The sequence below is a fragment of the bacterium genome (assembly GCA_035295165.1).
In the GTDB taxonomy this organism is placed as follows: Bacteria; Sysuimicrobiota; Sysuimicrobiia; order Sysuimicrobiales; family Segetimicrobiaceae; genus JAJPIA01.
On sequence record DATGJN010000062.1, the window covers coordinates 59,221 to 84,610 of the forward strand.

Sequence of the window (25,390 nt, forward strand, 5' to 3'; positions counted from 1 at the left end):
GACCCAGCTCACGACCGCTCTATTCGACCCCGGTTGACGTATCCCTACGACCCGATCCGCGCGGAGCCGTATCCCGTATGCGTTTTCGCGTCTCGTTGCCTAGTGCAGGTCTTTGTTCAACAATGCACCGAGATCGTGGTGGAGTCGCTGAAGTTGCTGCGTCGTGGCCATGATCTCCTCCCGATCGTTCTCTCACCAGAGCCTCGGCAACTCTCGGAATTGCCTCGCAATTCGTCGTGCATGGGGAGGCGACCAAACCGAAGACACCAACCAGGTCCGAAGCGCGGCAGATTTGTTACCGGCCCGATAGTACCTGCCCGCGATAAACTCGTCGTGTTGAGAGACGGCCCGGGGACCAAGGTTTCTGAGAATCGACAAGAAATGCTTGCGGACCACTTGCTCATACCCCTTCGTGTCTCGGAGTTCATTCTTGGAAACGTATCGGTGCTGCGACAATCGTAGATGAATGTTGGCGTGGCGACAAAGCCAAACCTATAGTGGCGCGCCACACGGATCGCGGTATCCTACTCTTGCAACGCGACGACCGTTCGTCCAACCCGCCGATTCTGTCCAACGCGTCTCTTACGACCAGCAGCCCCTGAAACATTGGCCCTTGGCGCCTCAATGGCTCCCGGTGGAGCCAGCCTTCGAACGAAGGCACACCATACAGCGCCCTGTGGCCGTCCTCATACACCTTGTAGCAACCGGAGTGCACAACGCTCAGTTTGGTCCGTTGCGCTGCATCCAGGCGGAATATCCAGACTCTGCGGCAGCCATTGATCGTCTGAGTCGAGGAAAGCAATCCACTCTCCGCACGCGCTTCGGATTCCAGCGTTTCTGGCAGCCTGGGCTCCGCAGTTTCGGTCGTGCCTGATGCGTTTGATGCGATCATCTTCGTGCGCGAGTCGCATGACCACTTCTGCCGTGCCATCAGTCGAACCATCGTCCACGGCGATGGCTTCCCAGTCCCGGTGGGTCTGCGCCTGGACACTTCGCCACGCCGCTCCAATCGTCGGCACCCGATGGAAAGCGGGAATCACAACGCTCACCAGGGCCGTCTTCATCGCATCCGAGTCCCACCCTAAGGTGATTCGCCAGCTCAGGCGAGCCCCACTCTCCCGGGCGCACGCACCTACACCGTAGGATGACTCAGGTCCAGGTACGTTCACCCCCCTTTCACCGGACAATTTGTTCTCTACCGAGGGATCAGGTCGGTTATCCTCATGAGAAACTCACATCCCACGACCCCGACACGGCCGATCAACGCCGACGCTTCCCGGATCCGCTGTGTTCACCGCGCGCATCCGACACGATGCGGCGCGGGACGGAATGCACACGTCCCGCGCCGCGTGGCGCGCTCGGCGAACGGTCGGCGCTATGGTGATACCGGCGCTCCTGTCTCGGGGTCCAGGAACAGCGTTCCCGGCCGCTGCAGCTGCGCGAACGCGAACATGTTGAGCATCGATCCCGCGATCGCGTCGAAGGATTGGTCCCCGATCCGGCCGAGATCCCAGTTGTCCTCGATGAAGCGGAGGATCGAGGACTGGTCCGTCAATGTGTGGTCCACGAAGTTCACCCTGGCCCACGGCGAGATCACGAGCAGCGGCAGGCGCGGACCGTAGCCGCACCGGCCCTGATAGGTGCCTGCCGCCGGCTTGCCGCACATCCCGGGCCCGAGGAGCGCGTCGATTGTCGATTCGGCCGACTGCATCATGACCGGCGCCAGCACGTGATCGTACCAACCGTCGGAGTCGTCGTAGTTGATGATCACAGCCATGCCCGACCAGGCGGGCAACCGCATCAATCGGTTGATCGTGTCGACGAGGAAGTGTTGCTCGTCGATCGGGTCCGAGTACCCGGCATGGCCGTCCTGGTACGCCGGGGCCTTCACGAAGCTCACCGCCGGGAGGCGGCCGGCTTGGGCCGCCGCCCAGAAGTCGATCAGGTCGTACTGGTGGTTCGCCTGGTCTGTCTGCCCGATCATCGCGACCGAGGTCGGAGCCAGATGGTGCGGGTTCATGGTCGATTGATAGTACTCGAACGGCTGGTGGTGCGGGATATAATCTGCTACGTTCGCCTTGCCGACGTTCACGTGGGCGCTCCCGCACTCGGCCTTCGCGGCGCCGGGTGCGCTCGTCGGCCGGAATCCGCCCTCGAACCAGCCCCAAGTGACGTGCTTCGCGTTCAGCAGATCCCCGACGTTGCGCCCGATCATCGCGGCCGTCGCCCCTTTCGAGCAATCGTCGTAGGTCGGATCGAGGTCGTTGTACACGGTGCCGTTGAGGATGCGGCCGGAGATGTTGGGCGGAACCGCCCCATGGGTCTGACCGGCCACGAGGTTGAGCGCTCCGGGCGTCGAGGGGCCGAAGGTGGTACCGAAGGAGTTGTCGTTCATCGCAAAGTGCTGGGCGTAGTTCCAGAGCGCCGTGACCGTGTTGCCGTCATAGTAGTCCATGACCAGCCGGCGGTCGCAGGACCCGTACGACGCGCCGGTCTCCTCGACAAATCGGTTCATCAGCCCGCCGTTCGCGGCGCGCTGTTCCGCGGCGTACCCGTGGTCCATGTCGCAGGTCATCGCCTGGGAACGGTCGAGCCGGACCGGCTGCGCGCTGTTCGGATTACCCGTCAGCAGCGCGGGCGTGAGTCCGTTCACCGACGGCGTCGCCCGCGAGGCGTGGAACGCGGGCCCGCCGGGAGCGTTCGTGGCGTACGGGTAGGTCGCGAAGTAGTGATCGAAGGACACGTTCTCCTGGAAGATCACAACGAGATGCTTGATCGGCGTGGTTGTGGGCGTCGCGTCGGACTGGGCATCCACGGGCGCCATCGCACCCCAGCCCAGCATGACGGTCAGGGCGGCGGCGATCGCCGCCGCCACGGCGGTGCGCACGATTCGTGTCATCGTCACTCCCCTCACCTCAGACGGCAAGCGATTCCGGGGGCACTATAGCCAAGGGGCGTTAACGGCGGCGAAAGCGAGCGTTAAGGTTCGGCGGGACGCGCCGCCGTCACCGCCCGCGGTCAAGGACGACGAGGGCGAGGGCCGCGCGCCCGGCGGGCTCCCCCGCACCTTCACGCACGACACCGAACCGCGTGAACCACCACGTGCGCGCCGCGCCTGTCCGAATCTCCTCGACGCCGTGGGACGGCCGTCCGGTGCGCAGCGTCTCGTAGAGCCGCGATTCCTCCGCGAACAGGGCGTCGGCGCGCACGCCGATCGAGGCGCTCTTCGGAAACCGGTCGGCCGGAGATGCGGCGCGCCACCGCAGCACGGGCGTGCCGTGCTCGACGCGCCACAGCAGCGCGTACCCGCGCCATGTGCCGGAGCGCAACCACTGGTGGATGGTCAGGCGGATGGGTGCGGAGAACCGCATGGCGAGCTCGCGCAGCCCGTCCATCGTGAGATCGGTTCGGGCCGCCGCGGCACGAAACGGCCGCATCGGCAAGAGGAGCTCGGCGGCCACCGCCTCGGCGAGCGTTTCCGCCGCCGCACCCGAGAGCGTCGGGGGGACGAGCGTCCGGGCTAGGGCGGTCGCCACGGCGCCGTTCCATTGGGGCGTATGCGGAGGGACGCGACCGTCCACGCTCAGGATCCAGCGCGGGCGGGTCCCCGCCGGGGGCGGATCCGCCCGGTCGATCCGCGCGATCCCGCCGGGCAGCGCGGGCCGGCGGATGGCGAGCACACCGCACTTCGCGGCGCAACGCTCCGGTGCGAACGGCGGCCGCGCCGTCACGGGCACGCGGGCGAGCGCGCGGGCGCGGTCGAGGGTCTGTGCGGCGAGCGTGGCCACAGGCTCCGGTTCGGTCCGCCCCGCATGCCGCCCTCCCGATTCCAGGGACGCCGGCCGCGCGCCGCGAACCTATCGCGAGATGCGGTTACTGAATTCCGTCCCCCCCAACGGCGTCTGCGTGGGACCGCGCGCGACCATCCTCGCCAGCGGCAGCGCGGGGAACGCCATCCTCCTCGAGACCGGGGATTACCGCCTGCTCGTAGACGCCGGGCTCTCGGTCGAGGCGCTCGAGCGCGCGATGACGCGCGTGGCGGTACCGGTGCACGCGCTCGAGGCGATCGTGCTGACCCACGAGCACGACGACCATGCCCGCGGCGCGGGCCCGCTCGCGCGCGCCGCCGACGTCCCGGTGTTCGTCAACGCCGGAACCGCCGCCGCGACATCCGCGGCGCTCGCCGGCGCCGGCGTCACGCTGTTCCGGATGGGACATCCGTTCTCGATCGGGCCGTTCACGTTGACGGCGTTTCCGGTGCCGCACGACGCCGCCGAGCCGGCCGGGTTCACGGTGGAGACCGCCGGCCGCCGGATCGCAATCGCCACCGACCTCGGCGCCGCGGGTGCGGAGATCGACCCGCATCTCGCGGACGCGGATCTCGTGATCTTGGAGAGCAACTACGATCTCGGCCTGCTCCACGTCAGCCCCTATCCGTGGTTTCTGAAGAACCGCATCCTGAGCGGGCGCGGCCACCTCAGCAACGATGACGCCGCGCGAGCCCTTGCCCGGACGGCGGGGCGCCGGCGTGAGATCTGCCTGGTGCATCTCAGCGAGGCCAACAACCTCGCGGCGCTCGCCCGCGACACCGTGCGGGCCGCGCTCGCCGCCGCGGGATGCCAGGCGGGCGCCGTGCGGGCGGTGTCTCCCAACGGCTACACCGACCCGATCGAGATCCGGTAGCGAAGCGTCCACGGGCCGCGCGAGACAGCCGGCACCGGCAGCAGGGAGGGGCGCAGCGATGCGTGCGATCAAAGTCACGGCCGGAAACGTCACCGCGACGGCCACGCTCGGCGACGGGAAAACCGCGGACGCGATCTGGAACGCGCTGCCGATAGAGGTCCGCGGCAACACCTGGGGCGACGAGATCTACTTCTCGATCCCGGTCACTTGCAAGCCCGAGGCACCCCGCGAGGTCGTGGAGATGGGCGATCTCGGGTACTGGCCTCCGGGCAGCGCGTTCTGTATCTTCTTCGGGCCGACGCCCGCGAGCCATGGCGACGAGATCCGGCCCGCGAGCCCGGTGAACGTGTTCGGCCGCGTGGACGGCGACCCCCGGGTCTTCAAGACGGTACGCGCGGGAACGACGGTGAGGATCGAGCGCGTGGAGTAGGCGCGTGACCGGCCTTCCCGTGCGGTTCGACGACGCGATCGTCCGGGTCGCGGGTACCGCGCGGCTGCGCCGCGCGGCCATCGCCATCCTCGCGTCGGCGCTCGGGGCCGTGGACCCGCAGGTCGCGACGCGGAGGGCGCTCCGGCTCGTCGGCCGACGGCTGGTGGTCGCGGGACGCCCCTACACACTCGCCCGCGACGCGCGTGTGGTGGTCGTGGGCGCGGGCAAAGCCGGCGCGCCGATGGCGCAGGCCGTGGAGGACGTGCTCGGCGACCGGATCACGACCGGCGCTGTGATCGTGAAGCGGGGGTACACCGCACCACTCCGGAAGATCGCGCTCCGGGAAGCCGGTCACCCCGTCCCCGACGCCGCCGGCGAAGCCGCCGCGCGGGAACTCCTGGACACCGTGACCGGCCTCGGTCCCCGCGACCTCGTGATCTGCCTGATCTCGGGGGGTGGATCCGCACTCCTCCCGGCGCCGCACGACGGCGTGACGCTCGACGACATGATCCGGACCACGGACCTGCTCCTGCGATCGGGCGCGGCGATCGGCGAGATCAACACGGTGCGCAAGCATCTCTCTCGGGTTGCCGGAGGCCGCCTGGCCGTCGCCGCGTCGCCGGCGCGCGTTGTTGCGCTTGTAGTCTCGGACATCGTTGGCACGCCGCTCGACGCGATCGCGTCCGGTCCCACCGTCCCCGACTCCACGACGTATGCGGACGCGCTGGGCGTCCTCGATGCCTACGGCCTGACCGACCGCGTTCCGCGTGCGGTTCGGGACGTCCTCCGCCGGGGCGCCGCGGGCGAACTCCCGGAGACCCCGAAACCGGGCGATCCCGCGTTTCGCCGGACGCACGTGGCGGTCGTCGCGGACAACGCAACCGCGGCGCGGGCGGCGGTCGCGAAGGCAAGGCGGCTCGGCTTCCACGCACGGCTCCTCTCCACCTACATCGAGGGGGAAGCCCGCGAGGTCGGCGTGGCGCTCGCCGGGATCGCGCGCCAGATCGCCGCGACCGACGACCCCGTTCGCCGGCCGGCGTGCCTCGTCGCCGGCGGCGAAACGACCGTCACGGTCAGGGGAACCGGCCGCGGCGGCCGCAACCAGGAACTGGCGCTGGCCGCAGCGCGAACCCTCGACGGCATCCCGGGCACGCTCCTGGTCAGCTTTGCCACCGATGGCACAGACGGCCCGACGGACGCAGCCGGCGCCGTCGCGGATGGCACGACGCTCTCGAGAGCCCGGGCGCTCGGTCTCGACGCGGCGGCGCACCTGGCGAACAACGACGCGTATACGTTCTTCGACGCGCTGGGGGATTTGATCCGGACCGGCCCGACAAACACCAACGTTACCGACCTCATGCTGATCCTCTCCAGTTGACGTCCCCAGAATCGACGCACACTGTCGGGTCCCCCGGCGATGTCGAGCTGCGGCCGCGCGCGCCCGCCCTGGACCCCCGTCAGCAGGAGCGGTCTGACGTCCGAAGAATCCATCCCGCGGAGTAGCGCACCAGGCTCGTCGTTCGTTCGCTCGCTCGCTGCAACCTAATTCTCGGTCGCAGGGGGGGTTCGGATGGCCCGCAGCGCAAGCTCCGCCGACACTCATCTCGGACGTACCCAGCTGGTGCGGGCGATCGTCGCCAGCACCATCGGGACGACGATCGAATGGTACGACTTCTTCCTCTACGGCACCGCCGCCGCGCTCGTCTTCCCGAAGGTATTCTTCCCGCAGTCGGATCCGTACGTCGGAACCCTGGCAGCGTTCGGCACCTATTTCGTCGGGTTCATCGGGCGGCCCATCGGCGGGGCGATCTTCGGCCACTACGGAGATCGGATCGGCCGAAAGACCACGTTGATCGTCACGCTCCTGCTCATGGGGATCGCCACGTTCTGCATCGGCCTCGTCCCCGGGTACGCCAGCATCGGCGTGTGGGGCGCCGTGTTGCTCACGATCCTCCGGATGTGCCAGGGGCTCGGGGTCGGCGGGGAGTGGGGCGGGTCGGTGTTGCTGTCGATGGAGTGGGGCCACAAGGGGAAGCGCGGGTTCATCGCGAGTTGGCCCCAATTCGGAGTCCCAGCCGGCCTGTTGCTCGCGAACGGGATCGTCGCGCTGTTCAGCTCGAGCCCCGCGTTTTTGACCTGGCTCTGGCGCATTCCGTTTCTCCTGAGCATCGTGCTCGTCGCGATCGGCCTCTTCATCCGGCTGCGGATCTTGGAGACGCCCCTCTTTGCGCGGCTCCTGGAGGAACGGCGTGTCGAATCACGCCCCGTGAGGGAGGTGATACGCCGGAACCCCAGAGAGATCGTCTTGAGCGCGCTGCTGCGCCTGGCCGAACAGTCGCCGTTCTACCTGTTCACGACGTTCGTCTTCACGTACGGCACCGGCACCCTGAAGCTCGACCGGGGCATGTTGGTGACCGCGGTCACCATGGCGGCGCTGCTCTCCCTCGTCAGCGTGCCGTTCTTCGGATATCTGTCGGACGTCATCGGGCGCAAACGGATGTACCTGTTGGGGGCGGTCGCCATGCTGGTGTGGGCCTACCCCTACTTCGGGCTGCTCGACACCCGCGTGCCGGTCCTCGTGTTCGTGGCGATCATCCTTTCCCTGATCCCGCACGACATGCAGTACGGCCCGCAGGCCGCCCTGATCGCGGAGAGCTTCCCGACGCGACTGCGCTACAGTGGATCGTCGCTCGGCTATCAGTTGGCGTCGCTGATCGCTGGCGGTCCCGCCCCGTTGATCGCCGTGTACCTGCTGCACACCTATGGAACGGCCGCGGCGATCAGCAACTACATCATCGTCACGGCGATCCTCACGATCATCGCGACCGCGCTGCTGCCGGACCGCTCCAGAGAGGACATCTCGATGGAGCACGACGTGGCCGCGGCGCCCCGAGTCCGCCCGGCGACCTGAGACGCGGGAGGACCGCCTCGCCGCCGCGGCGAACACCGTCGCCCGTGGACGTCCGGATCCTGGTGGATAACCGCGCCGGTCTGCGTGGGATGCGGCGGCGGCGCGCTCGCACGATCGTCGTCGGCGGCATCGCGGTGTTGCTCGCGTCCGTCCTGGCAGGTCTCGCCATCAGCGGCCGGATGCACGGGGCGTGGCGCCCACCCGGCTCGCCGCCTCAGCCGCGCCTGATTCGCATGAGCCTCGTCGACGGTGCACTCGACCCGTCCGTGGTGCTGCTCGAGCCCGGCACCGTGCGGTTCGAGGTCCAAAATGACGGGACCGCGCCGCGCCGGTTCGTCGTCCAAGGGCCGGACACGCTCGCGCACACCGAGGATCTTGCGCCCGGCGCGTCCGCCTCGCTCGACGTGACGTTGACGGAGACCGGCCGCTACCGTTTGCAGGCCGTCTCGCCGTCCGGAGACGTGCTGTCCGCCGGAACCCTCGACATTCGGCAATGAGCGGGCCGCTCCGGGTGTGCGTGTGCACGCCGGAGGCCGCCCCACTCGTCAAAACCGGCGGCCTGGCCGACGCCGCCGGCGGCCTCGTCCGGGCCCTCGCGGACGCGGGGTGTGACGTGCGCGTCGTGCTTCCCGCGTACCGCGCGATCGATCGTGCCGCGCTCGGGTTTCGCTCGATCGGCGCGGCCGAGATCCCGCTCGGTCCCTCGCGCGACGAGGTCCGGCTGTTTGAAGGGTGCCTTCCGGGCAGCCGGGTCCCGGTGTATCTCGTCGCGCACGACCCGTCGTTCGACCGACCGGGGCTCTACGGGGAGGGCGGCACCGACTATCCGGACAACCTGCGGCGGTTCACCGTGTACGGCCGAGGCGCGCTGGCGCTCCTTCGCCGCCTCGCCTGGAGTCCCGATGTCCTGCACTGCCACGACTGGCAGACCGCGCTGCTGCCGGTCTGGCTGCGCGTCGAGCCGAGGGATGCCGTGCTCGTCGCCACCGCGACGCTGCTCACCGTCCACAATCTTGCGTACCAGGGCGTGTTTGCCGCCGACGTCCTCCCCCTGACCGGCCTCGGCCCGGACCTGTTTACGCCGCAGGGCGTGGAATTCTTCGGCAACCTCAACCTGCTCAAGGGCGGCCTCCTGTTCGCCGACCTGCTCAGCACAGTGAGCGAACAGTACGCAAGAGAGATTCAGACCGAGGCGTTCGGGTGCGGTCTCGATGGCGTGCTGCGTGAGCGGCGCGGCGACCTGCTCGGCATCCTCAACGGCGTGGACTACACGGTGTGGGATCCGGTGGTGGACCAGCTGCTGCCCGCCCGTTACACGCCGGATGATCTGTCGGGCAAGGCGGTCTGCAAGGCCCATCTGCAACGCGCGCGGGGGCTTGAGGTCGACCCCATGGTGCCGCTTCTCGGCATGGTCGCCCGGTTGGTCGATCAGAAGGGGCTGGGCCTCGTCGGCGCCGCAGCGGACGCGATCCTCGGGCTGGGGACTCAACTCGTGCTGCTCGGCAGCGGCGAACGCAGATATCACGCGCTGTTGGAGGATCTCCACGCGCGCTATCCGAGCCGGGCGGCCGTGACGCTCGGGATCGATGAGGCGCTGGCGCACCTGATCGAAGCCGCGTCTGACGTCTACCTGATGCCGTCCAGGTACGAACCGTCCGGGCTGAACCAGCTCTACAGTCTGCGCTACGGCACCGTGCCGGTCGCGCGACGGACCGGCGGGCTCGCGGACACGATCGTCGACGCAACACCTGACGCGGTCGCATCCGGCGTCGCGAACGGGTTCGTGTTCGAGGCGTACACCCCGGACGCGTTTCTGGAGGCCGTCAAGCGGGCCGTGTTCGCGTTCCGGGACGTGGAAGTCTGGCGCAGGCTGCAGGGCCGGGGAATGCGCCAGGACTTCTCGTGGGCGCGGACCGCCGGCCGCTACCTCGAGGCGTATCGCATGGCCGCACTGCGCCGCAGCGCGACCGTGCATTAGGTTGGAACGCGCACCGGACGGGGAACCTGAAACGGCATCTGTGCCGTATTCCATGTATTGCACGGTGTTGCACGGCGGGTACAAGCGTGGCGCCGGCCTCCGCAGGAGCCGCCGACCGCATGAGCGAAACCAAGAGTCCTGCTCGACCGGTGGGTGCCAGTCGGCTGGGGCCGCGGGGGTCCCGGCCGTCCTTGCCGGATGTGTGGCGGCTTCACGAGGACCGTTCCAACAAGGGGGAGGGATGCTCGATGCGAGTCGCACGACGCGCCTGGGCGGGCGCGGGGATCGTGGTATTGGCGCTTGCGCTCGCCTGGACGGGCATGGTGACCGCGGCGCCGTCCGGCGGTGGCACGCTCACGGTCGGGCTCGATCAGGAGCCGCCGACGCTCGACCCGGAGGCCTCGCCGTCCGCGGTGACGTTCCAGATCATTCCCGACGTGACGGAGAGCCTACTGTACCAAGGGCTGGACGGGAAGATCCTGCCGTGGTTGGCCACCGCGTACAAGATCTCGCCGGACGGGAAGTCGTTCACGTTCACGCTCCGCACCGACGCGAAGTTCACGGACGGGACGCCGGTCAACGCCGACGCGGTCAAGTGGAACTTCGATCGCGTGGTGAACCCCAACTACAAAGCCGGCGGCGCCCTCGTCGCGCTATCGGGGTACGTGGGCAGCACCGTCATCGACGATCACACCGTTCGCGTCGACTTTAAGGCGGCATACGCGCCGTTCTTATCGTACTTAGCGGGCGGTAACCTGGCACTGGTGTCGCCCAAGGCCACGCAGGCGCAGGGCAACGACGTCAACCTCAAGCCGGTCGGAAGCGGCCAGTTCATCGTCTCCGAGTACGTGCCAAAGGATCACATCACGCTCACGCGAAACGCGGACTACAACCGGCGCCCGCCGTGGAGCGACCATCAAGGCCCGGCCTACCTGGACAAGATCATCTGGAAGTTCATCCCGGAGGCCGGTACGCGCGTGACCACCGTCGAGTCCGGCGAGACGCAGATGATCAGCGGGCTCTCGCTGCCGTCGGCCACCCTCACGCACATCTTGACGGAGAAGACGCTCCGCGTGGAGCGCAACCCCTACCCCGGAGCGCCGCGCATCTGGGTGCTGAACGTGAAGTTGGCGCCGACGAACGACCTCAAGGTGCGGCAGGCGCTCAACTACGGCGTGAACCGCCCGGCGATCGTGGAAGCGGTGTTCAAGGGCCTGGGCACGACCGCGTGCGCCCCGCTGACCCAGCAGTCGCTCAAGACGCCGGCGCTGTGCAACGCGTACCCGTACGACCCGAAGAAGGCGGCCCAGATCCTGGACGAGGACGGCTGGAAGATGGGGCCCAACAACATCCGGGTGAAGGACGGCAAACCGCTGACGATCACGATCAACTCGATCAACTACGGCAACGGCAACCTGCCCGAGGTCGAACTGCTGCAGGGCCAGCTCCTGGCCCTCGGGGTGGACGCCAGGATCAAGAGCCAGGCCCGGCCGCCGTGGTACGAGGACAACTACCACTGCGCGACCAACGGCCCGATCCTGTTCCTCCGCAGCAGCGATCCGGACGGGCTCTGGGCGCTGTTCGCCACCGAGAACATCGGCGGCAACTTCAACTGGGCATGCTACTCCAACCCGGACGTGGACAAGCTGCTTCAGCAAGGCAAGGAGACGTACGACCCCGCGAAGCGCGTGGCGATCTACACGCAGATCGAGAAGATCCTCGTGGACCAGGCGGTGTCCGTCCCGCTGGTCGACGAGTTCTCGGTGTGGGTCCTGCGCAGCAACGTCACGGGCTCGAAGTACAACTTCTCCGGGTATCCTGTGTTGACCGACGTGCGCATCGGAAAGTAGGCGACCGACCGGGGCCGGCGCACGCCGGCCCCGGTCACGTTCCCCTCCCTCCCCGTGACCCGCTACATCTCGGCCCGACTGCTCGCGACGATCCCGGTGCTGTTCGGCGTCACGATCCTCGTGTTCTCGATGCTCTATCTCATCCCCGGCGACCCGGTCAAGATGATGCTGAGCGAGTTTCAGACGAGCCCAGAACAGATCGCGCGGATGCGGGCCCAACTGCACCTCAACGACCCGTTCGCGGTGCAGTACGGGCGCTTCGTGTGGAACGGCCTGCACGGTGATCTCGGCACGTCGATCCGCGACAACCGCCCCGTCTCGCAGGAGATCTCCGAGGTCCTGCCGCAGACGGTGCAGCTCGCGGTGGCGGCGCTCGCGCTCTCGTCCGTGCTGGGCGTCACGCTCGGGATCGTCGCGGCGCTCCGCCAGAACACGTGGGTAGACGTCGGCACGATGATGCTCGCAACGCTCGGCATCTCGATGCCGTCGTTCTGGCTCGCGCTCATCCTGATCTTCATCTTCTCGCTGCACCTGGAGGTGCTGCCCGCGGCCGGCGGGGGAGATCTCGCCCATCTCATCATGCCCACGGTCGCGCTCGGTCTCGGGGCGGCCGCGATCGTCGCGCGGCTGACCCGCTCCAACATGCTCGAGGTGCTGCGGATGGAGTACGTGAACACCGCGCGCGCCAAGGGCCTCGGCGGCCCCACGGTCGTGCTGCGCCACGCCCTGCTCAACGCGCTGATCCCGGTGATCACCATCTTCGGACTCCAGTTCGGCACCCTACTCGCGGGGACGGTGTTCATCGAGACGGTGTTCGGCCGCCCGGGCCTCGGCCGGCTGCTCGTGGACGCGATTCAGAACAAGGACTTCCCGCTCGTGCAGGGCGGCGTGCTGGTCGTCGCCGTCGGCTACGTCTTCGTCAACCTGCTGGTGGACGTCGCGTACGCGGTCGTCGACCCGAGAATCCGGTATGGCTGAAACGCTGGCGGCGGGCCGCGTCGCCCGCCGCGCACGCGCACGGACGCGGTGGCAGATGCTCGCCCCCCGCGTCCGGCGGCACAAGGGCCTGCTCGTCGGGCTCGGCATCGTGCTGGTCCTCGTCGCGGTCGCGTTGCTGCGCGATACCGTGGCGCCGGAGAGCCCGATCAAGATCGACATCACCGCGGCGCTGCAGGGGCCGAACCGGGCGCACTTGTTCGGGACCGACCAGTACGGGCGAGACGTGTTCAGCCGGGTCGTCCACGGCGCCAGCATTTCGCTCACCGTCGGGGGGATCGCCGTGGGGATCTCCGCGATCGTGGGCACGACGGTCGGGCTCGTCGCCGGCTTCTACGGCGGGGCCGTGGACGCGTTCATGATGCGGATCGTCGACGTCCTGTTGGCGTTCCCAGGCATCTTGCTCGCGCTCGGCATCGTCAGCGTGCTCGGCGCGAGCCTGCAGAATCTCATGATCGCGGTCGGGATCTCGGGCATCCCCCTGTACGCGAGGCTGGTGCGCAGCACCGTGCTCGTCGCGAGACAGCAGCTCTACGTCGAGGCCGCGCGCGCGTTCGGCGTCCCGATCCGGGTGATCCTTGTCCGGCACCTGCTGCCCAACGTCGTGGCGCCGATCATCGTCGCGGCCACCCTCGGCATGGGCACGTCGATCCTGGCGGCCGCCGGCCTCTCGTTCGTCGGCCTCGGCAGCCAGCCGCCGACGCCGGAGTGGGGCCGCATGCTCACCGAGGGACGAGATTACCTCCGGGATGCGTGGTGGATCTCCACGTTTCCGGGCGTCGGCATCATGATCACGGTGCTCGGCGTCAACCTGCTCGGCGACGGACTCCGGGACGTGCTGGATCCGCGCCTCCGGGTGTAGGGGCCGGGCGCGTCCGGCCGCCGCGACGTCTGAAGAACACCGCCGAGGAAGAGGGTCCGCCGATGGCGTCGCACGATCTCGTGGTTCGAGCAGGGCTCTGCGTCACCGCCGCCGGTCCCTCGCGTACCGACATCGGCGTCCGGCACGGCCGCATCGCCCAGATCGGCGGGGAGATGGCCGGGACGCGGGAGATCGACGCGACGCCCTATCTCGTGCTCCCCGGCGGCGTCGACGTGCACGTTCATCTCACCAACCCTCCGGGGCGCGCGTCCCAATCGGGGCCGGCCTGGGTGGACGACATGACGACGGGGTCCGCGGCCGCACTGGCCGGCGGCATCACGACCCTCGGCAACATGGCGTTCCTGGGCGACGGCGAACGCCCTCTCGACGGGCTGGCTCGCGAGGCGCGCCTCGTGCGTGAACAGGCGATCGCCGACGTCATTCTGCATCCCGTCTTCCGCGAACCGACGCAGGCCGACCTCGACCAGATCCCGATGCTGCGCGAGCGCGGACACACGACCATCAAGTTCTTCATGAGCACCCCCACGTTTGACCGGTACGCCCCGGCGTTCCTCGAGGCGACGGCCCGGGCGGGCGAGGCCGGGCTCATGACGATGATCCACTGCGAAGACTACGCGATCATCGATCGCGCGACCCGCGCGCTTGTCGCGCACGGGCGAGGTAGTCTCCGCCACTACGCCGACAGCCGGCCCGTCGTGTCCGAGGTCGTGGCCACGGAGCGCGCGGTCGCCTTCGCCGCCGCTACGGGCGCGCCGGTGTACGTGGTGCACCTCTCGTCCGCCGGCTCGCTCGACGCGTGCCGCCGCGGACAGGCGGCGGGGCTCCCGTTCTACGTGGAAACGCGGCCGCTCTACCTACATCTGACCCGGGAGCGGTTCGACGAGCCCGACGGCGCGAAGTACGTCGGGCAGCCGCCGCTGCGCGAAGCGGGGGACGTCGCGGCACTGTGGGCCGGGCTCGCGCAGGGGTCGGTGCACACCGTGTGCAGCGACCACGCGCCGTGGAGCCTGGCGGCGAAGCTCGATCCCGCGCTGTCGGTCGCGGACCTCCGGCCTGGGGTGGAGAACCTGGAGACGCAACTCCCGCTCCTGTACTCGGAGGGCGTCCGCGCGGGGAGAATCTCGCTCGAGCGGTTCGTCGCACTCACATCCACGAACGCCGCGAAACTGTTCGGGCTGTATCCGCAGAAGGGCTGCCTCGCGGTCGGCAGCGACGCCGATCTCGTCCTCTTCGATCCCGAGCTGACACGCACGATCGGGGCTCCGCAGCACTCCCGGTGCGATTACTCCGTGTTCGCGGGGCGCGAGGTCACGGGCTGGCCCGTGATGACGCTCCGGCGCGGCGAGGTCGTCTTCGACCGCGGCCGCATCACCGCCGTCCCGGGTACGGGGCGACTCGTGTCGGGCGGCCGCGTGCGCGGGCTCTAGCGGGGCCGACGCGGCCGACGACTCGGTCCGAGCCATCGTCGAGCGCGGGGGACGCGGCATGAACCCCTGGCCCCCGGGGCGAAGATACCCCGGATTGCGACCCCACCGCGTGCGCCGTGCGCCTCATGTCGTCGGCGACGGCGAGACGCTCGTGGGCCAACTCGTGGAGGTGAGAGGATGCGCAACACGGTCTTGATCGAGGAGATGACGTGGCCAGAGGTGCGCGATGCGATCGCCGGCGGCAAGCGCCGCGTGATCGTGATGCTCGGGGCCATGGAACAGCACGGGCCCCACATGCCGATTGGCGTGGACACGTACCTCGGCTACGCGACCGGCACGCGTCTCGCGCGCCGCCTCGGGGACGCCTTGGTGGCCCCCGTGGTGAGCCTCGGGTACTCGACCGGCCACCTCCCGATGGCGGGCACCGTCAGCATCGCGGAGTCCGTCCTCGAGGCGACGATCCTCGAGATCTGCCGCTCGCTCGCCCACCACGGGTTCACGGAGATCATTCTGCTGTGCAGCCACGGCGGCAACTACCGCGCGCTGCGGGAGGCCCTCCCGAAGCTTCGGAAAGAGCACGCGGGGATCAGGATCTCGGCGATCACGGACTTCGACGAGTGGCTGGAGAACACCAAGCAGTTCGCCGCGCGCGAGGGCCTCGAGATGGCCCGGCTGGGTGTCCACGCCGGCCAGGGCGAGACGTCCATGATGCTCGCGCACCGCCCGGATCTCGTGCAGATGGACAAGGCGTGCGAGGGGTTCACCGGGGACGCGTCGATCCGGTGGCGCTCGAAGGTCCCGCCGCCCATGAACGAGACCAGCCCGACGGGAATCCTCGGCGACGCGCGGAACTCCACCGCCGCGCTCGGCGAGAAGATCTTCGCCGACCGGATCGAGCGGATCGCGAAGATGATCGAAGCCGGCGAGCTCGCGGGCTGATGGCTGCATCTGCGCCCGTCTCGACGTGGCGGATCGTCCGCGCGCCCCGCCTCATCGACGGCACCGGTGCTCCGGCGACCTCGGACCCCGTGGTGGTCGTGCGCGACGGCGCGATCCACGGGGTGCATCAGGGCCGCGTGCCGGGGGATGTGCCCGCCGGCACGCCGGTCATCGACCTCCCCGACCACACGCTGCTGCCGGGGTTGATCGACGCGCACGTGCACCTGGTGCTCCCGGGCGACGGGACGCCGTTCGAGTCGAGCATGCGCGAGCCCGACGGCGTGCTCGTTGCGATCGCCTTCGCCAACGCGCAGACCGCGCTCGCCTCAGGGATCACGACGCTGCGTGACTGCGGGGGCCGGCGCGACACGACCCTGCACCTGCGGCGCGCCCAGCACCTGGGCTATGCGTCGCTGCCGCGACTGCACCTCTGCGGCCGCCCCATCACCATCACCGGGGGACACTGCTGGTACTTCGGCGGCGAAGCGGACGGTCCCGACGATCTCCAGCGCATGGTGCGCGCGCTGCTCAAGGACGGCGTGGACTACATCAAGATCATGGCCACGGGCGGCGGGACCGTCGGCACGATGTCATGGCTTCCGTCGTTCTCGGAGGACGAACTGCGCGTGGCCGTCCACGAGGCGCACCGGTTCGGGCGTCGCGTGGGCATTCACTCGCTGTGCGCGGCCGCGACGCGCTCGGTCCTGGCCGTGGGCGCCGATCAGATCGAACACTGCAACTTCCTTGCCGACGCCGCTGGACTCCAGGAGTTCGATCCGCAGGTCGCGGACGAAGTCGCGCGCGCCGGCACGCCCGTGACGACGACGCTCGCCGTGGGCCACTACGTCGTCGCGGCGCTGCAGGCGCACGAGCGTCGCACCGCCGCGGAGCAAGCGGACCTCGACCGGCGGCGGCGGACGTTCGAGAACAACCTCGAGCACTTCCGCCGGATGCGCCGCGCGGGCGTGCGCCTTGTCGCCGGCACGGACGCGGGGTGGCGCTTCACGCCGTTCACCGCCATCGCCACCGAAGTGGCGCTGCTGCGTGAGATCGGCGCCGGCACGCCCGAGGCGATCGCCGCGGCGGCGTCGGTCGCGGCCGGCGCGATGGGCCTCGCCGACGTCACCGGCGTCGTGCGGGAGGGGTTCGCGGCGGATCTGATCGCGGTGCCCGGCGATCCGGCGTCCGACATCACGGCCCTGCGTCACCCGACGCTGGTGATGCAGGAGGGGCGGATCGTGCGAGAACCGGCACCCACGGCCTCGCCGGCGCCCGGCCTGCCGGCGCGCGTGTAGGAGGGCGCGCGGGAATATGGTTCGGACGCGCGGGGTATGGCTGGTAGCAGTGAAGAAAACAAACGCACCGACGCGACGCCCGTCTGGTGGCGCCCCGCCGGCCGAGAGGCAGTGATCGCGTTGTTAAACGGGACGACCTAGGCCGGGGGCTCGATGCCGGCGGCGCTTCGACGACGGGAGGCGTCGAGCCTACGCCGTGGAGAGCCCGTAGATCTCGCCGAACTTCGCCTTCAAATACGCCAGATACGGTTCGGGGGTCAGCAGGCTGCCCGTTGCGCGCACGAGCAGGTCCCGCGGGAAGAACTTCCTCCCGTAAGCGTGGACGTGCTCCCGCAGCCACCCGAGAAGCCCCTGGAACTCCCCGCGGCGGAGCTGGTCCGTGAGATCGGGGTGCGCGCGCCGCGCGGCCTCGAACAACTGGACCGCCGCGACGCTGCCGAGCGTGTACGAGGGGAAGTACCCAATTAACCCGGCGGCCCAGTGCGTGTCCTGCAACATCCCGTCGGTGTCCGTCGGCGGAGTCATCCCCAGGTACGAGGCCATCTTGGCGTTCCAGGCGTCGGGAAGTTCCGCCACTCGCAGCGCCCCGGTGAGCGCCGCCTGCTCCAACTCGAACCGCAAGATGATGTGGAGGTGGTACGTGATCTCGTCCGCGTGGATCCGGATGAGGCTCGGCTCCACGCGGTTGATCGAGCCGTAGAACGCGTCGACGTCCACGCCCGCAAGCTGCGCGGGAAACGCCCGGTGCAGCGACGGGAACGCGTGCTCCCAGAACGCCCGGCTGCGGCCGACGAGATTCTCCCACAGCCGCGACTGCGACTCGTGGATCCCATAGCTCGCCCCATCGGCCAGCGGCGTGCGTTGAAGCGACGCCGGGACGCCCTGGTTGTACATCGCGTGGCCGGCCTCGTGAAAGATCGCGAAGATCGCCCCGAGGCCGGGCCGTTGAAACCGCGTGGTGATCCGCACGTCGTCACGGCCGAACCCGGTGGAAAAAGGGTGCGCGGACGTGTCGAGCCGGCCTCGCGTCGTATCGTACCCGAACGCCTCCGCCATCGAGAGACCGAACGCGCGTTGCGGCGCCTCCTCATACTCGCGGGCCAGCGGGGCCGTGGCGGGGCCGGGTCGCGCGGCAATCGCTCGCACGAGCGGCACCGTGACCTCGAGCAGCCGGTCGAATAGCGCCTTCACCTCGCGCGAGGTCATCTCCGGTTCGTAGTTGTCCATCAACGCGTCGTACGGGTGCTCCCGGTACCCGAGGTAGTCGGCCTCGCGCCGCATCAGTTCGAACATCAGCTCGAGGTGGGGCCGGAACGCCGCGAAGTCGTTGCGCTCCCGCGCCTCCTGCCAGACGTGTGTGCCGAGGGAGGCTGCGCGTTGCAGCTCGGCGACGAACTCGGAGGGCAGCTTGCTCGCCTTCGTGAGGTCCCGCCGCGTGACGCGGAGCAGCGCCGCGTCGTCGGAGTCCGGATCGAGCGAGTCCAACAGAGGTTCGGCCGCGTCGAGGAGCGTCTGCGTGCGCGTGGAGGTGAACTGCTCGTGCGCGATTTGGGAGAGGGTCCCGAGCTGCGACGCGCGCGTCTCCGCACCGCCCGGGGGCATGTAGGTGTGCTGATCCCAGTCCAGGACCGCGGCGGCTGTTTCGACGTCGGCGATCGTCCCCAGATGGACCTTGAGCTCGTCCAACGACCCGCGGGCTGTCGAAGCGCACATGGACAACGCCCTCCCTCAACGTCCTCGCGCGGCGCGGGGCCTTGCCGGCCGTTCCGGCGGAGGTCCCGGGTATGTCACCGTCGTGCCGTCCACCACCGCCCATGGCGTCAGCGCATGCGGACGCGCGGAACCGGGGGCCATGATGTGCATCACGCCGTCCCGCCTGGCCGCGAGCGCGTCCGCGATCAGGGCGCGGTGACAGCGCCACGGCACGGCCTCGGCGCACATGAGCGCCACGGGTCCCTCCGCCCGCGCCAGGCGTCGGAGCGCACGGATCGCCTCCGCGAACTCGGGCGTCCCCATGTAGTCGGCGAAGCCCCGAAAGCTCGCGTTCCGCCACGCGGTGTTGATGGAATCGGCGCGCGGGCGGCGCAACCCGCCGAGCGCCGGCGCGTGCCGGTACCGGATGCCGCGCCTCGGCAAGGTGCGCCTCAGCGTCTCGCGGTTGAACTGCGGCACGTGGCGCGACCGAGGGACCGTGCGGACATCAACGAGCGTCTGCACGCCGAAGCCGCGCAGCGCCTCGACGAGCTCCGCCAGCGTGCGGGTCGAATGCCCAATCGTATACAGGCGCATCGGCTGATCCCGCAATCCACCAACCGGCGCCCAAGGCACCGGCGAACGCAGGGGGATTCTCCGGCGGCACGCGCGATGTCCTCCCGTCCGCCGAGGCACCCGGCCTCGGCGGACGGGAGCGCTCAGACCGCGCGCAGCTTGTCCGGGTTGGCGACCGCCCAGACAGCGGAGATCTTCGCCTGGTCCACCTCGATGCTGACCACGACGGCCGGCGTCCCGTCCGCGTTGCGGATCACCAGCGTCGGCCGGTGGTTGATGTCGTCCACCATCAGCCGCGCGCCTTCGGGCATGAACCGCGCGGTTACGCCGATGACGAACCGCGCCACCCGCTCGGCGCCGCGCAGAGGTTGCACGGCCGCGCCGCGCACCTTGCCGCCCGCATCGGCCCGGAGCGTCACATCGTCCGCGAGCAGATTTCGCAACCCGTCTAGGTCGCCGCTCCCGGCGGCGCGGGTGAATTCGTCGAGGAGCCGCCGGTGCTCCTCGCGGCTGGCCTGAAAGCGCGGTCGGTCCAGCGCGATATTGCTCTTCGCCCGGCTGAACAGTTTGCGGCACGCGGCTTCCGACTTGTCCAGCATGCCGGCGATTTCATCGTACTCGTAGTCGAACACCTCGCGCAGGAGCAGGACCGCGCGCTCGGCCGGCGTGAGCCGCTCCAGAAGCACCAGAAACGCGAGCGAGAGAGAGTCGTACTCGACGACGCGGGCCTCCGGATCCCCGAGTTCGGGGTGTCCGTCGTCGCGGACCGGCTCCGGCAGCCACGGCCCGACGTACGTCTCCCGCCGCGCACGCGCCGACGTCAGGCGGTTCAGGCACAACCGCGTCACGATGGTGGCGAGATACCCCGGCGGTGACTGGATCTCATCGAGGGGTGCGGGCTGAAATCGGAGATAGGCGTCCTGCAAGACGTCCTCGGCGTCCGTCACGCTGCCCAGCATCCGGTACGCTAACGAGAACAGCCGCGCACGCTGCTGCTGGAAGATCGTGAGGTGGTCCATGCGCCGTTCGCTCATCTCAGTGGTCGGTTCGCGCGGTTGACGCCGTCGCGACCGCGGCGGGGACGGACGGGCGCGGGGCCGGTACGGCCACGCCCCGCATCTTCTTCTTGCCCGGCCAGTAGAACGTCCACGGTCCGAGCCGTTGCCCCTTGATCACCCACACGGAGAGGCGAACGAAGAACTCACGCACCTGATTGGCGAGAGCGCCGGTCACGATCAGGCGCGAGGGCGTGTCGCGGTGCGCGTCCAGAAACTGCACCACCCCGTCGTGCCGTCCCAGGCTGAGCCCCAACGCTCCATAGGACAGTCCGAACGCGGCGCCCGGCTTGCCCGCGAGCTCCGCGGCCAGACAATCCGCACCGTGCGCCCCCATCGCCGTCGCCGTGTACAGCGACATGCGGACGGGCGCCCCCGGATCGTCCGCCGGATGCGCGGCGTCGCCGACGGCGTAGATCTCGGGATGCGAGAGCGACCGCATCGCCCGATCGACAAGGATCTGGCCGCGCTCGTTGACGCGCAGCCCCGCGCGCCGCGCGAGGTCGGAAACGGCGAACCCGCCGACCCACACGCACAGGTCGAACGGAATCGTCTCGTGGTGCTCCGTGAGCGCGCCGCGCGCATGCACCTCCGTGACCGCGGTGTTCGGCACGAACTGCACGCCGAGCCTGTCGAACGCGCTCCGAACGTGGGCGCGGGCCGCCGGAGACAACTGCCGCGCGAAGGAGCGGCGCGTCACGAGCGTGATCTGCAACCCCCGGTACGCTTCCGCAAGTTCCGTCGCCACTTCGACCCCGGTGTTGCCGCCGCCGACGACCAGCAGCCTCCCCCGGTTCGCCGCAACACCGGGCACGCGGTCGGCCAGGGCGCGCGCGGAGGCGTCGTCGAGAGTGGAGGCGTGCTCCCGCGCGCCCGGTACGCCCTCGGTCCCGATATAACTCCCAAGCGCATACACCAGGTAATCATACTCGACCGACGCGACGTGGTCGGCCGTTTGCACGGCGACCCGGCGGCGCGCCGGTTCCACCGCCGTCACCCTGCCCTGGAGAAACCGGATCCGCGTCCCTCGCAGGAACGACGCCACCGGCAACCGCCGCAGAGCTTGCCCGGCGGCGAGTTGGTGATTGCGCACGCGCTCGTGGAAGACGTCCGACGCGTTGACAAGCGTGATGACGATACGGGTATCGGTCTGCCTGGCCAGCCGCATCGCGGCGACTAACCCCGCGTATCCCGCTCCGAGCACGACGACGTTCGCATGTTCGTTCATGGCGCACCTCATTGGATTGGCTTCACAAGATGGGACCACCGAGACGGGGAGAATGTGACAGGGCCGCCGCCGGAGCTTCGCGTGCGGGAACGCGTGTGCGGGGGGCGCGGTACTAGCGCAAGCACGGCGGGCGGGTCACTGCACTTGAGCCTCAAGGCGTGTTTCCCTGGCTTCGAACGGTCCACAGAGGAGCGTACGCCACCGCGGCCACCGCCACGCGCTTCGCGTTCGCCATCAGGTGCTATACTGAAAGGCGCTGTGGAACTTGCCGATGTCCGCCGCCGCATCGAGGACCGGGACGCGCTCGCGGGCGCCCTGCGCGACGCGCTCGAGCCCGCCCGTGTCTTCAACCAGCCGGTCGATCTGATTGCCTACGAGTACGACGGGTCGGCGCTGACGTCGATCCCCGATCTTGTGGTGCTCCCGACGACAGCCGCGGAGGTCGCCGCGGTCGTGCGGATCGCGGGCCGGTTCAACGTCCCCGTGGTCGCGCGGGGCAGCGGGACCGGCCTGTCGGGGGGCGCGATCACTCCGATCGGCGGCATCGTCGTGTCGATGAGCAAGATGAAGCGGATCCTGTCGGTGGACCTCGACAACCGGTGTGCGGTCGTCGAACCGGGCGTGATCAACCTGGACGTCACGCGCGAGGTCCAGCGCGACGGGTACTTCTACGCGCCGGACCCGAGCAGCCAGTCGGCGTGCAGCATCGGCGGCAACGTAGCGAACAACAGCGGCGGCGTGCATACGCTTGCGTTCGGGGTCACGACGAACCATGTGCTGGGGCTCGAGATCGTCCTGCCCGACGGCACGATCGCCGAAATCGCGGACCGCGGTCCCGACGCGCCGGGGCTCGATCTCGCAGGCCTGATCGTCGGGTCCGAGGGGACGATCGGGATCGTGACCAAGGTCACGGTCCGCCTGATGCGGAGCCGCGAAGCGGTGCGCACGATGCTGGGGATCTTCGCGACGATCGAGGCGGCCAGCGAGGCCGTCGCCGACATCATCGCCTCCGGGATCGGACCGACGTCGCTCGAGATGCTCGACCGGCTCACCGTCGAGGCCGTGGAGCCGGCGGTGCACGCGGGGCTGCCGCTCGATGCGGGCGCGGTGCTGCTGGTCGAGGTCGAGGGCGTCCGAGAGTGCCTGGAGCGTTCGGCCCGGGTCGTGGAGGAGTTGTGCGCGCGGAACGGCGCGCGGGAGGTGCGCATCGCCGCCACCGAGGAAGAGCGGTACCTCTACTGGGCCGCGCGCAAGGGGGCGTTCGGGGCGATGGGCCGGCTCGCGCCGAACTACTTCCTGCACGACGCTGTGGTACCGCGCAGCCAGCTCCCGACGATCATGCATCAGATCGTGGAGATCGCGGGCCGGTACGGGATCCGGGTCGCCAACGTCTTCCACGCCGGCGACGGCAATCTCCACCCCCTCGTGCCGTACGACGCCGCAACGCCGGGTGAGATCGAGCGGGTGCTGCAGGCCAGCGAGGAGATGCTGGCGGCGTGCGTCGCCGTCGGCGGGACCATCAGCGGGGAGCACGGAATCGGGTTCGAGAAGAACAACTACATGCCGTGGATCTTCTCGGACGCGGATCTCGCGGCCCAACGCCGGCTGAAAACGACGTTCGACCCGGACGACCGGATGAATCCGTTCAAGGTGCTGCCGACGCCGGTCTCGTGCGGGGAACTGCTCACACGGCGGCCGCCGCGCCTCGCCGCGTCTGGGCTGTGGATTTAGGGCGTTCCGAACTCGCGACGCGCTCGGTTCGGCCGGAGGGCCGTCGGTCCCACCCCGTTCCTGAAGAGCCGGAGGGACTTCCTCAACGGAAGGGGCTCAGGAACAGATAGAAGATCAAATGGAAGGGCTGGCTGGACAGCAGAGCCGCCAACCTAAATGCCAAACGGCCTGTGAGGAAGCTCCTCCATATTGACTTCGCCCTTGCCGCGCTGGCGTTTCTCGCGCACGCGGCATTCGCGAACCGGTACGACTTCTTCCGCGACGAGCTGTATTTCATCATCTGCGGGCGCCATCCGGCGTTCGGGTACGTCGACCAGCCGCCGGTCGTCCCGTTGATCTCCGCCCTGACGCAGGCCGCCGGCGAGAACCTTGTCCTCCTCCGCCTCGTCCCGGCGCTCGCGGCGGGAGCGACCGTCCTCGTCGCGTGCGCGTTTGCTCGGCTGGCAGGTGGCGGTCGCTTCGCTCAGGTCGCGGCCGGGATCCCTACCGGCTTCGCGCCGATGTTCCTCGGACTGTACGCGACGTTCAATACGACCGTCTTCGAGCCACTCGCGTGGACGCTCGTCGCCTACCTCGCTGCTCGCGCGATCGTCAAGGGCGACCGCGCGGCGCTCCTCTGGCTCGGCCTCGTCGTCGGAATCTCGCTCGAAGTCAAGTATTCGATCCCGCTCTACCTCGTCGCGCTGATCGTCGCGCTCTTGCTCCTCCCGGAGCGTCGCGTACTGCGATTGCCGCAGACGGGGATCGCAACTGCAATTGCGCTCGCGATCGCGGCACCGAGCCTGGTCTGGCAGCACATGCATGGGTGGCCGTTCGCAGCACTCCTCGTAGCTGCGCCCGGCAAGAATGTGGCGGTCGCGCCCGTGCCCTTCGTCCTGGATCAGATCGAAGTGATGAACCCGCTCTTCGCACCGATCTGGATCGCGGGGGCCGCTTCGGGGTTTGTCGATCGCCGGCTCGCCACGTTTCGGGTGTTTGGACTTGCGTTTCTGCTTGTCTTCGCCGAGATGATCGCGCTGCACGGGAAAGACTACTACCTTGCGGCGGCGTATCCACCGATGTTTGCGCTCGGGAGCGTCGTGATTGAGCGCGTCGTTCGCCATCGCGCGCTGCGCGCAGCCTACGTCGGACTTGGCGCCGCGCTGAGCGTCCTCGCGGCGCCGCTTGCGATGCCGATCCTTGATCCACCGGCGACCGTGCGCTACATGACGCTGCTGCACATGACCCCGCAGGGGCAAGAGAATAAGCTTGCCGTCAAGACGATGATCGCGCAGGGGCGAGAGCAACTCGACATGCAAGAGATGCTCCCGCAAACGTTCTCCGACCAGCTCGGGTGGCGCACGTATGAGAAGCAGATCGCGAGCGTCTATCACACCCTCAGCCCCGAGCAACGCGGCCGCGCCGCGATCATCACCTCGAACTACGGCGAGGCAGCGGCACTTGATTTTTACGGAGGCAGCGACGGGCTCCCACCAGCCCTCAGCGGACACAATGAGTATTTCCTCTGGGGGACGCACGGATACGATGGAAGCGTCATTCTCTTTCTCAACGGCAACATTACGCGCTTGAGGTCGCTTTGCCGTGAGGCGACGATCGTCGCAACGTTCGGATCGACGTACGCGACGCCCTACGAACGGAACGCGCCGATCATGTTATGCCTGGGCTTGCGCGGACCGCTCGTGGATCTGTGGCCAACATTCAAGCACTACGAGTGAG

21 protein-coding genes are annotated in these 25,390 nt (G+C 68.9%); 14 read left to right on the top strand and 7 right to left on the bottom strand.

From position 1 onward, the window contains the following. Positions 1 to 686 precede the first annotated feature (686 nt). The 3 genes from VKZ50_09690 to VKZ50_09700 all read right to left on the bottom strand — a co-directional run bounded on the left by VKZ50_09690 (position 687) and on the right by VKZ50_09700 (position 3,788). A complete protein-coding gene (locus VKZ50_09690; GenBank protein ID HLJ59991.1) occupies positions 687 to 1,064 on the bottom strand; it encodes a glycosyltransferase family 2 protein in 378 nt (125 codons plus the stop codon). 311 nt (positions 1,065 to 1,375) lie between these two features. After that, positions 1,376 to 2,842: an alkaline phosphatase family protein gene (locus VKZ50_09695; protein ID HLJ59992.1), complete on the bottom strand. Its 1,467-nt coding sequence runs from the start codon at positions 2,840 to 2,842 to the stop codon at positions 1,376 to 1,378. A 163-nt stretch (positions 2,843 to 3,005) separates the two neighbouring features. Beyond that, positions 3,006 to 3,788: a hypothetical protein gene (locus tag VKZ50_09700; GenBank protein ID HLJ59993.1), complete on the bottom strand. Its 783-nt coding sequence runs from the start codon at positions 3,786 to 3,788 to the stop codon at positions 3,006 to 3,008. Positions 3,789 to 3,906: 118 nt separating this feature from the next. Here VKZ50_09700 and VKZ50_09705 point away from each other — a divergent pair, with 118 nt between their 5' ends. The 12 genes from VKZ50_09705 to VKZ50_09760 all read left to right on the top strand — a co-directional run bounded on the left by VKZ50_09705 (position 3,907) and on the right by VKZ50_09760 (position 17,392). Next, a complete protein-coding gene (locus VKZ50_09705) occupies positions 3,907 to 4,683 on the top strand; it encodes an MBL fold metallo-hydrolase (protein HLJ59994.1) in 777 nt (258 codons plus the stop codon). 58 nt (positions 4,684 to 4,741) lie between these two features. Further along, a complete protein-coding gene (locus VKZ50_09710) occupies positions 4,742 to 5,113 on the top strand; it encodes a cyclophilin-like fold protein (GenBank protein ID HLJ59995.1) in 372 nt (123 codons plus the stop codon). 4 nt (positions 5,114 to 5,117) lie between these two features. Then, positions 5,118 to 6,491, top strand: a complete 1,374-nt coding sequence (locus tag VKZ50_09715) for a glycerate kinase (protein HLJ59996.1) — start codon at positions 5,118 to 5,120, stop codon at positions 6,489 to 6,491. Positions 6,492 to 6,683: 192 nt separating this feature from the next. Continuing rightward, on the top strand, positions 6,684 to 8,024 hold the full coding sequence (locus VKZ50_09720) for an MFS transporter (GenBank protein HLJ59997.1): 1,341 nt from the start codon (positions 6,684 to 6,686) through the stop codon (positions 8,022 to 8,024). A 62-nt stretch (positions 8,025 to 8,086) separates the two neighbouring features. Beyond that, entirely contained in the window at positions 8,087 to 8,521 is a 435-nt protein-coding gene (locus tag VKZ50_09725; GenBank protein HLJ59998.1) for a cupredoxin domain-containing protein, read from the top strand. Beyond that, positions 8,518 to 10,002: a glycogen synthase GlgA gene (gene glgA, locus VKZ50_09730; GenBank protein ID HLJ59999.1), complete on the top strand. Its 1,485-nt coding sequence runs from the start codon at positions 8,518 to 8,520 to the stop codon at positions 10,000 to 10,002. The genes VKZ50_09725 and glgA overlap by 4 nt, the downstream gene beginning before the upstream one ends. A 248-nt stretch (positions 10,003 to 10,250) precedes the next feature. Further along, positions 10,251 to 11,852 (top strand): ABC transporter substrate-binding protein, encoded by a 1,602-nt coding sequence (locus VKZ50_09735; GenBank protein ID HLJ60000.1) that lies wholly within the window; start codon positions 10,251 to 10,253, stop codon positions 11,850 to 11,852. A 54-nt stretch (positions 11,853 to 11,906) separates the two neighbouring features. Further along, entirely contained in the window at positions 11,907 to 12,830 is a 924-nt protein-coding gene (locus tag VKZ50_09740) for an ABC transporter permease (protein HLJ60001.1), read from the top strand. After that, positions 12,823 to 13,710: an ABC transporter permease gene (locus tag VKZ50_09745; GenBank protein ID HLJ60002.1), complete on the top strand. Its 888-nt coding sequence runs from the start codon at positions 12,823 to 12,825 to the stop codon at positions 13,708 to 13,710. The genes VKZ50_09740 and VKZ50_09745 overlap by 8 nt, the downstream gene beginning before the upstream one ends. Before the next feature lie 62 nt (positions 13,711 to 13,772). Further along, on the top strand, positions 13,773 to 15,158 hold the full coding sequence (locus VKZ50_09750; protein ID HLJ60003.1) for an amidohydrolase family protein: 1,386 nt from the start codon (positions 13,773 to 13,775) through the stop codon (positions 15,156 to 15,158). A 177-nt stretch (positions 15,159 to 15,335) separates the two neighbouring features. After that, positions 15,336 to 16,097, top strand: a complete 762-nt coding sequence (locus VKZ50_09755; GenBank protein ID HLJ60004.1) for a creatininase family protein — start codon at positions 15,336 to 15,338, stop codon at positions 16,095 to 16,097. Next, positions 16,097 to 17,392 carry an amidohydrolase family protein gene (locus VKZ50_09760; protein ID HLJ60005.1) on the top strand — a complete coding sequence of 432 codons (1,296 nt, stop codon included), beginning with the start codon at positions 16,097 to 16,099 and terminating at the stop codon, positions 17,390 to 17,392. Before VKZ50_09755 ends, VKZ50_09760 begins: the two co-directional genes overlap by 1 nt. 189 nt (positions 17,393 to 17,581) lie before the next feature. Here VKZ50_09760 and VKZ50_09765 read toward each other — a convergent pair whose 3' ends face one another. The 4 genes from VKZ50_09765 to VKZ50_09780 form a co-directional block, all read right to left on the bottom strand. Then, positions 17,582 to 19,105 (bottom strand): carboxypeptidase M32, encoded by a 1,524-nt coding sequence (locus VKZ50_09765; GenBank protein ID HLJ60006.1) that lies wholly within the window; start codon positions 19,103 to 19,105, stop codon positions 17,582 to 17,584. Between the two features lie 15 nt (positions 19,106 to 19,120). Then, entirely contained in the window at positions 19,121 to 19,681 is a 561-nt protein-coding gene (locus VKZ50_09770; protein HLJ60007.1) for a DUF488 domain-containing protein, read from the bottom strand. Between the two features lie 122 nt (positions 19,682 to 19,803). Next, positions 19,804 to 20,694 carry an RNA polymerase sigma-70 factor gene (locus VKZ50_09775; GenBank protein HLJ60008.1) on the bottom strand — a complete coding sequence of 297 codons (891 nt, stop codon included), beginning with the start codon at positions 20,692 to 20,694 and terminating at the stop codon, positions 19,804 to 19,806. Between the two features lies 1 nt (position 20,695). Beyond that, on the bottom strand, positions 20,696 to 21,943 hold the full coding sequence (locus tag VKZ50_09780; protein ID HLJ60009.1) for an FAD-dependent oxidoreductase: 1,248 nt from the start codon (positions 21,941 to 21,943) through the stop codon (positions 20,696 to 20,698). Positions 21,944 to 22,201: 258 nt separating this feature from the next. Here VKZ50_09780 and VKZ50_09785 point away from each other — a divergent pair, with 258 nt between their 5' ends. Together VKZ50_09785 and VKZ50_09790 are read left to right on the top strand one after the other, a co-directional pair. Then, positions 22,202 to 23,674 carry an FAD-linked oxidase C-terminal domain-containing protein gene (locus tag VKZ50_09785; GenBank protein ID HLJ60010.1) on the top strand — a complete coding sequence of 491 codons (1,473 nt, stop codon included), beginning with the start codon at positions 22,202 to 22,204 and terminating at the stop codon, positions 23,672 to 23,674. 170 nt (positions 23,675 to 23,844) lie between these two features. Then, on the top strand, positions 23,845 to 25,389 hold the full coding sequence (locus VKZ50_09790) for a glycosyltransferase family 39 protein (protein HLJ60011.1): 1,545 nt from the start codon (positions 23,845 to 23,847) through the stop codon (positions 25,387 to 25,389). The last annotated feature ends 1 nt before the right edge of the window (position 25,390 follow it).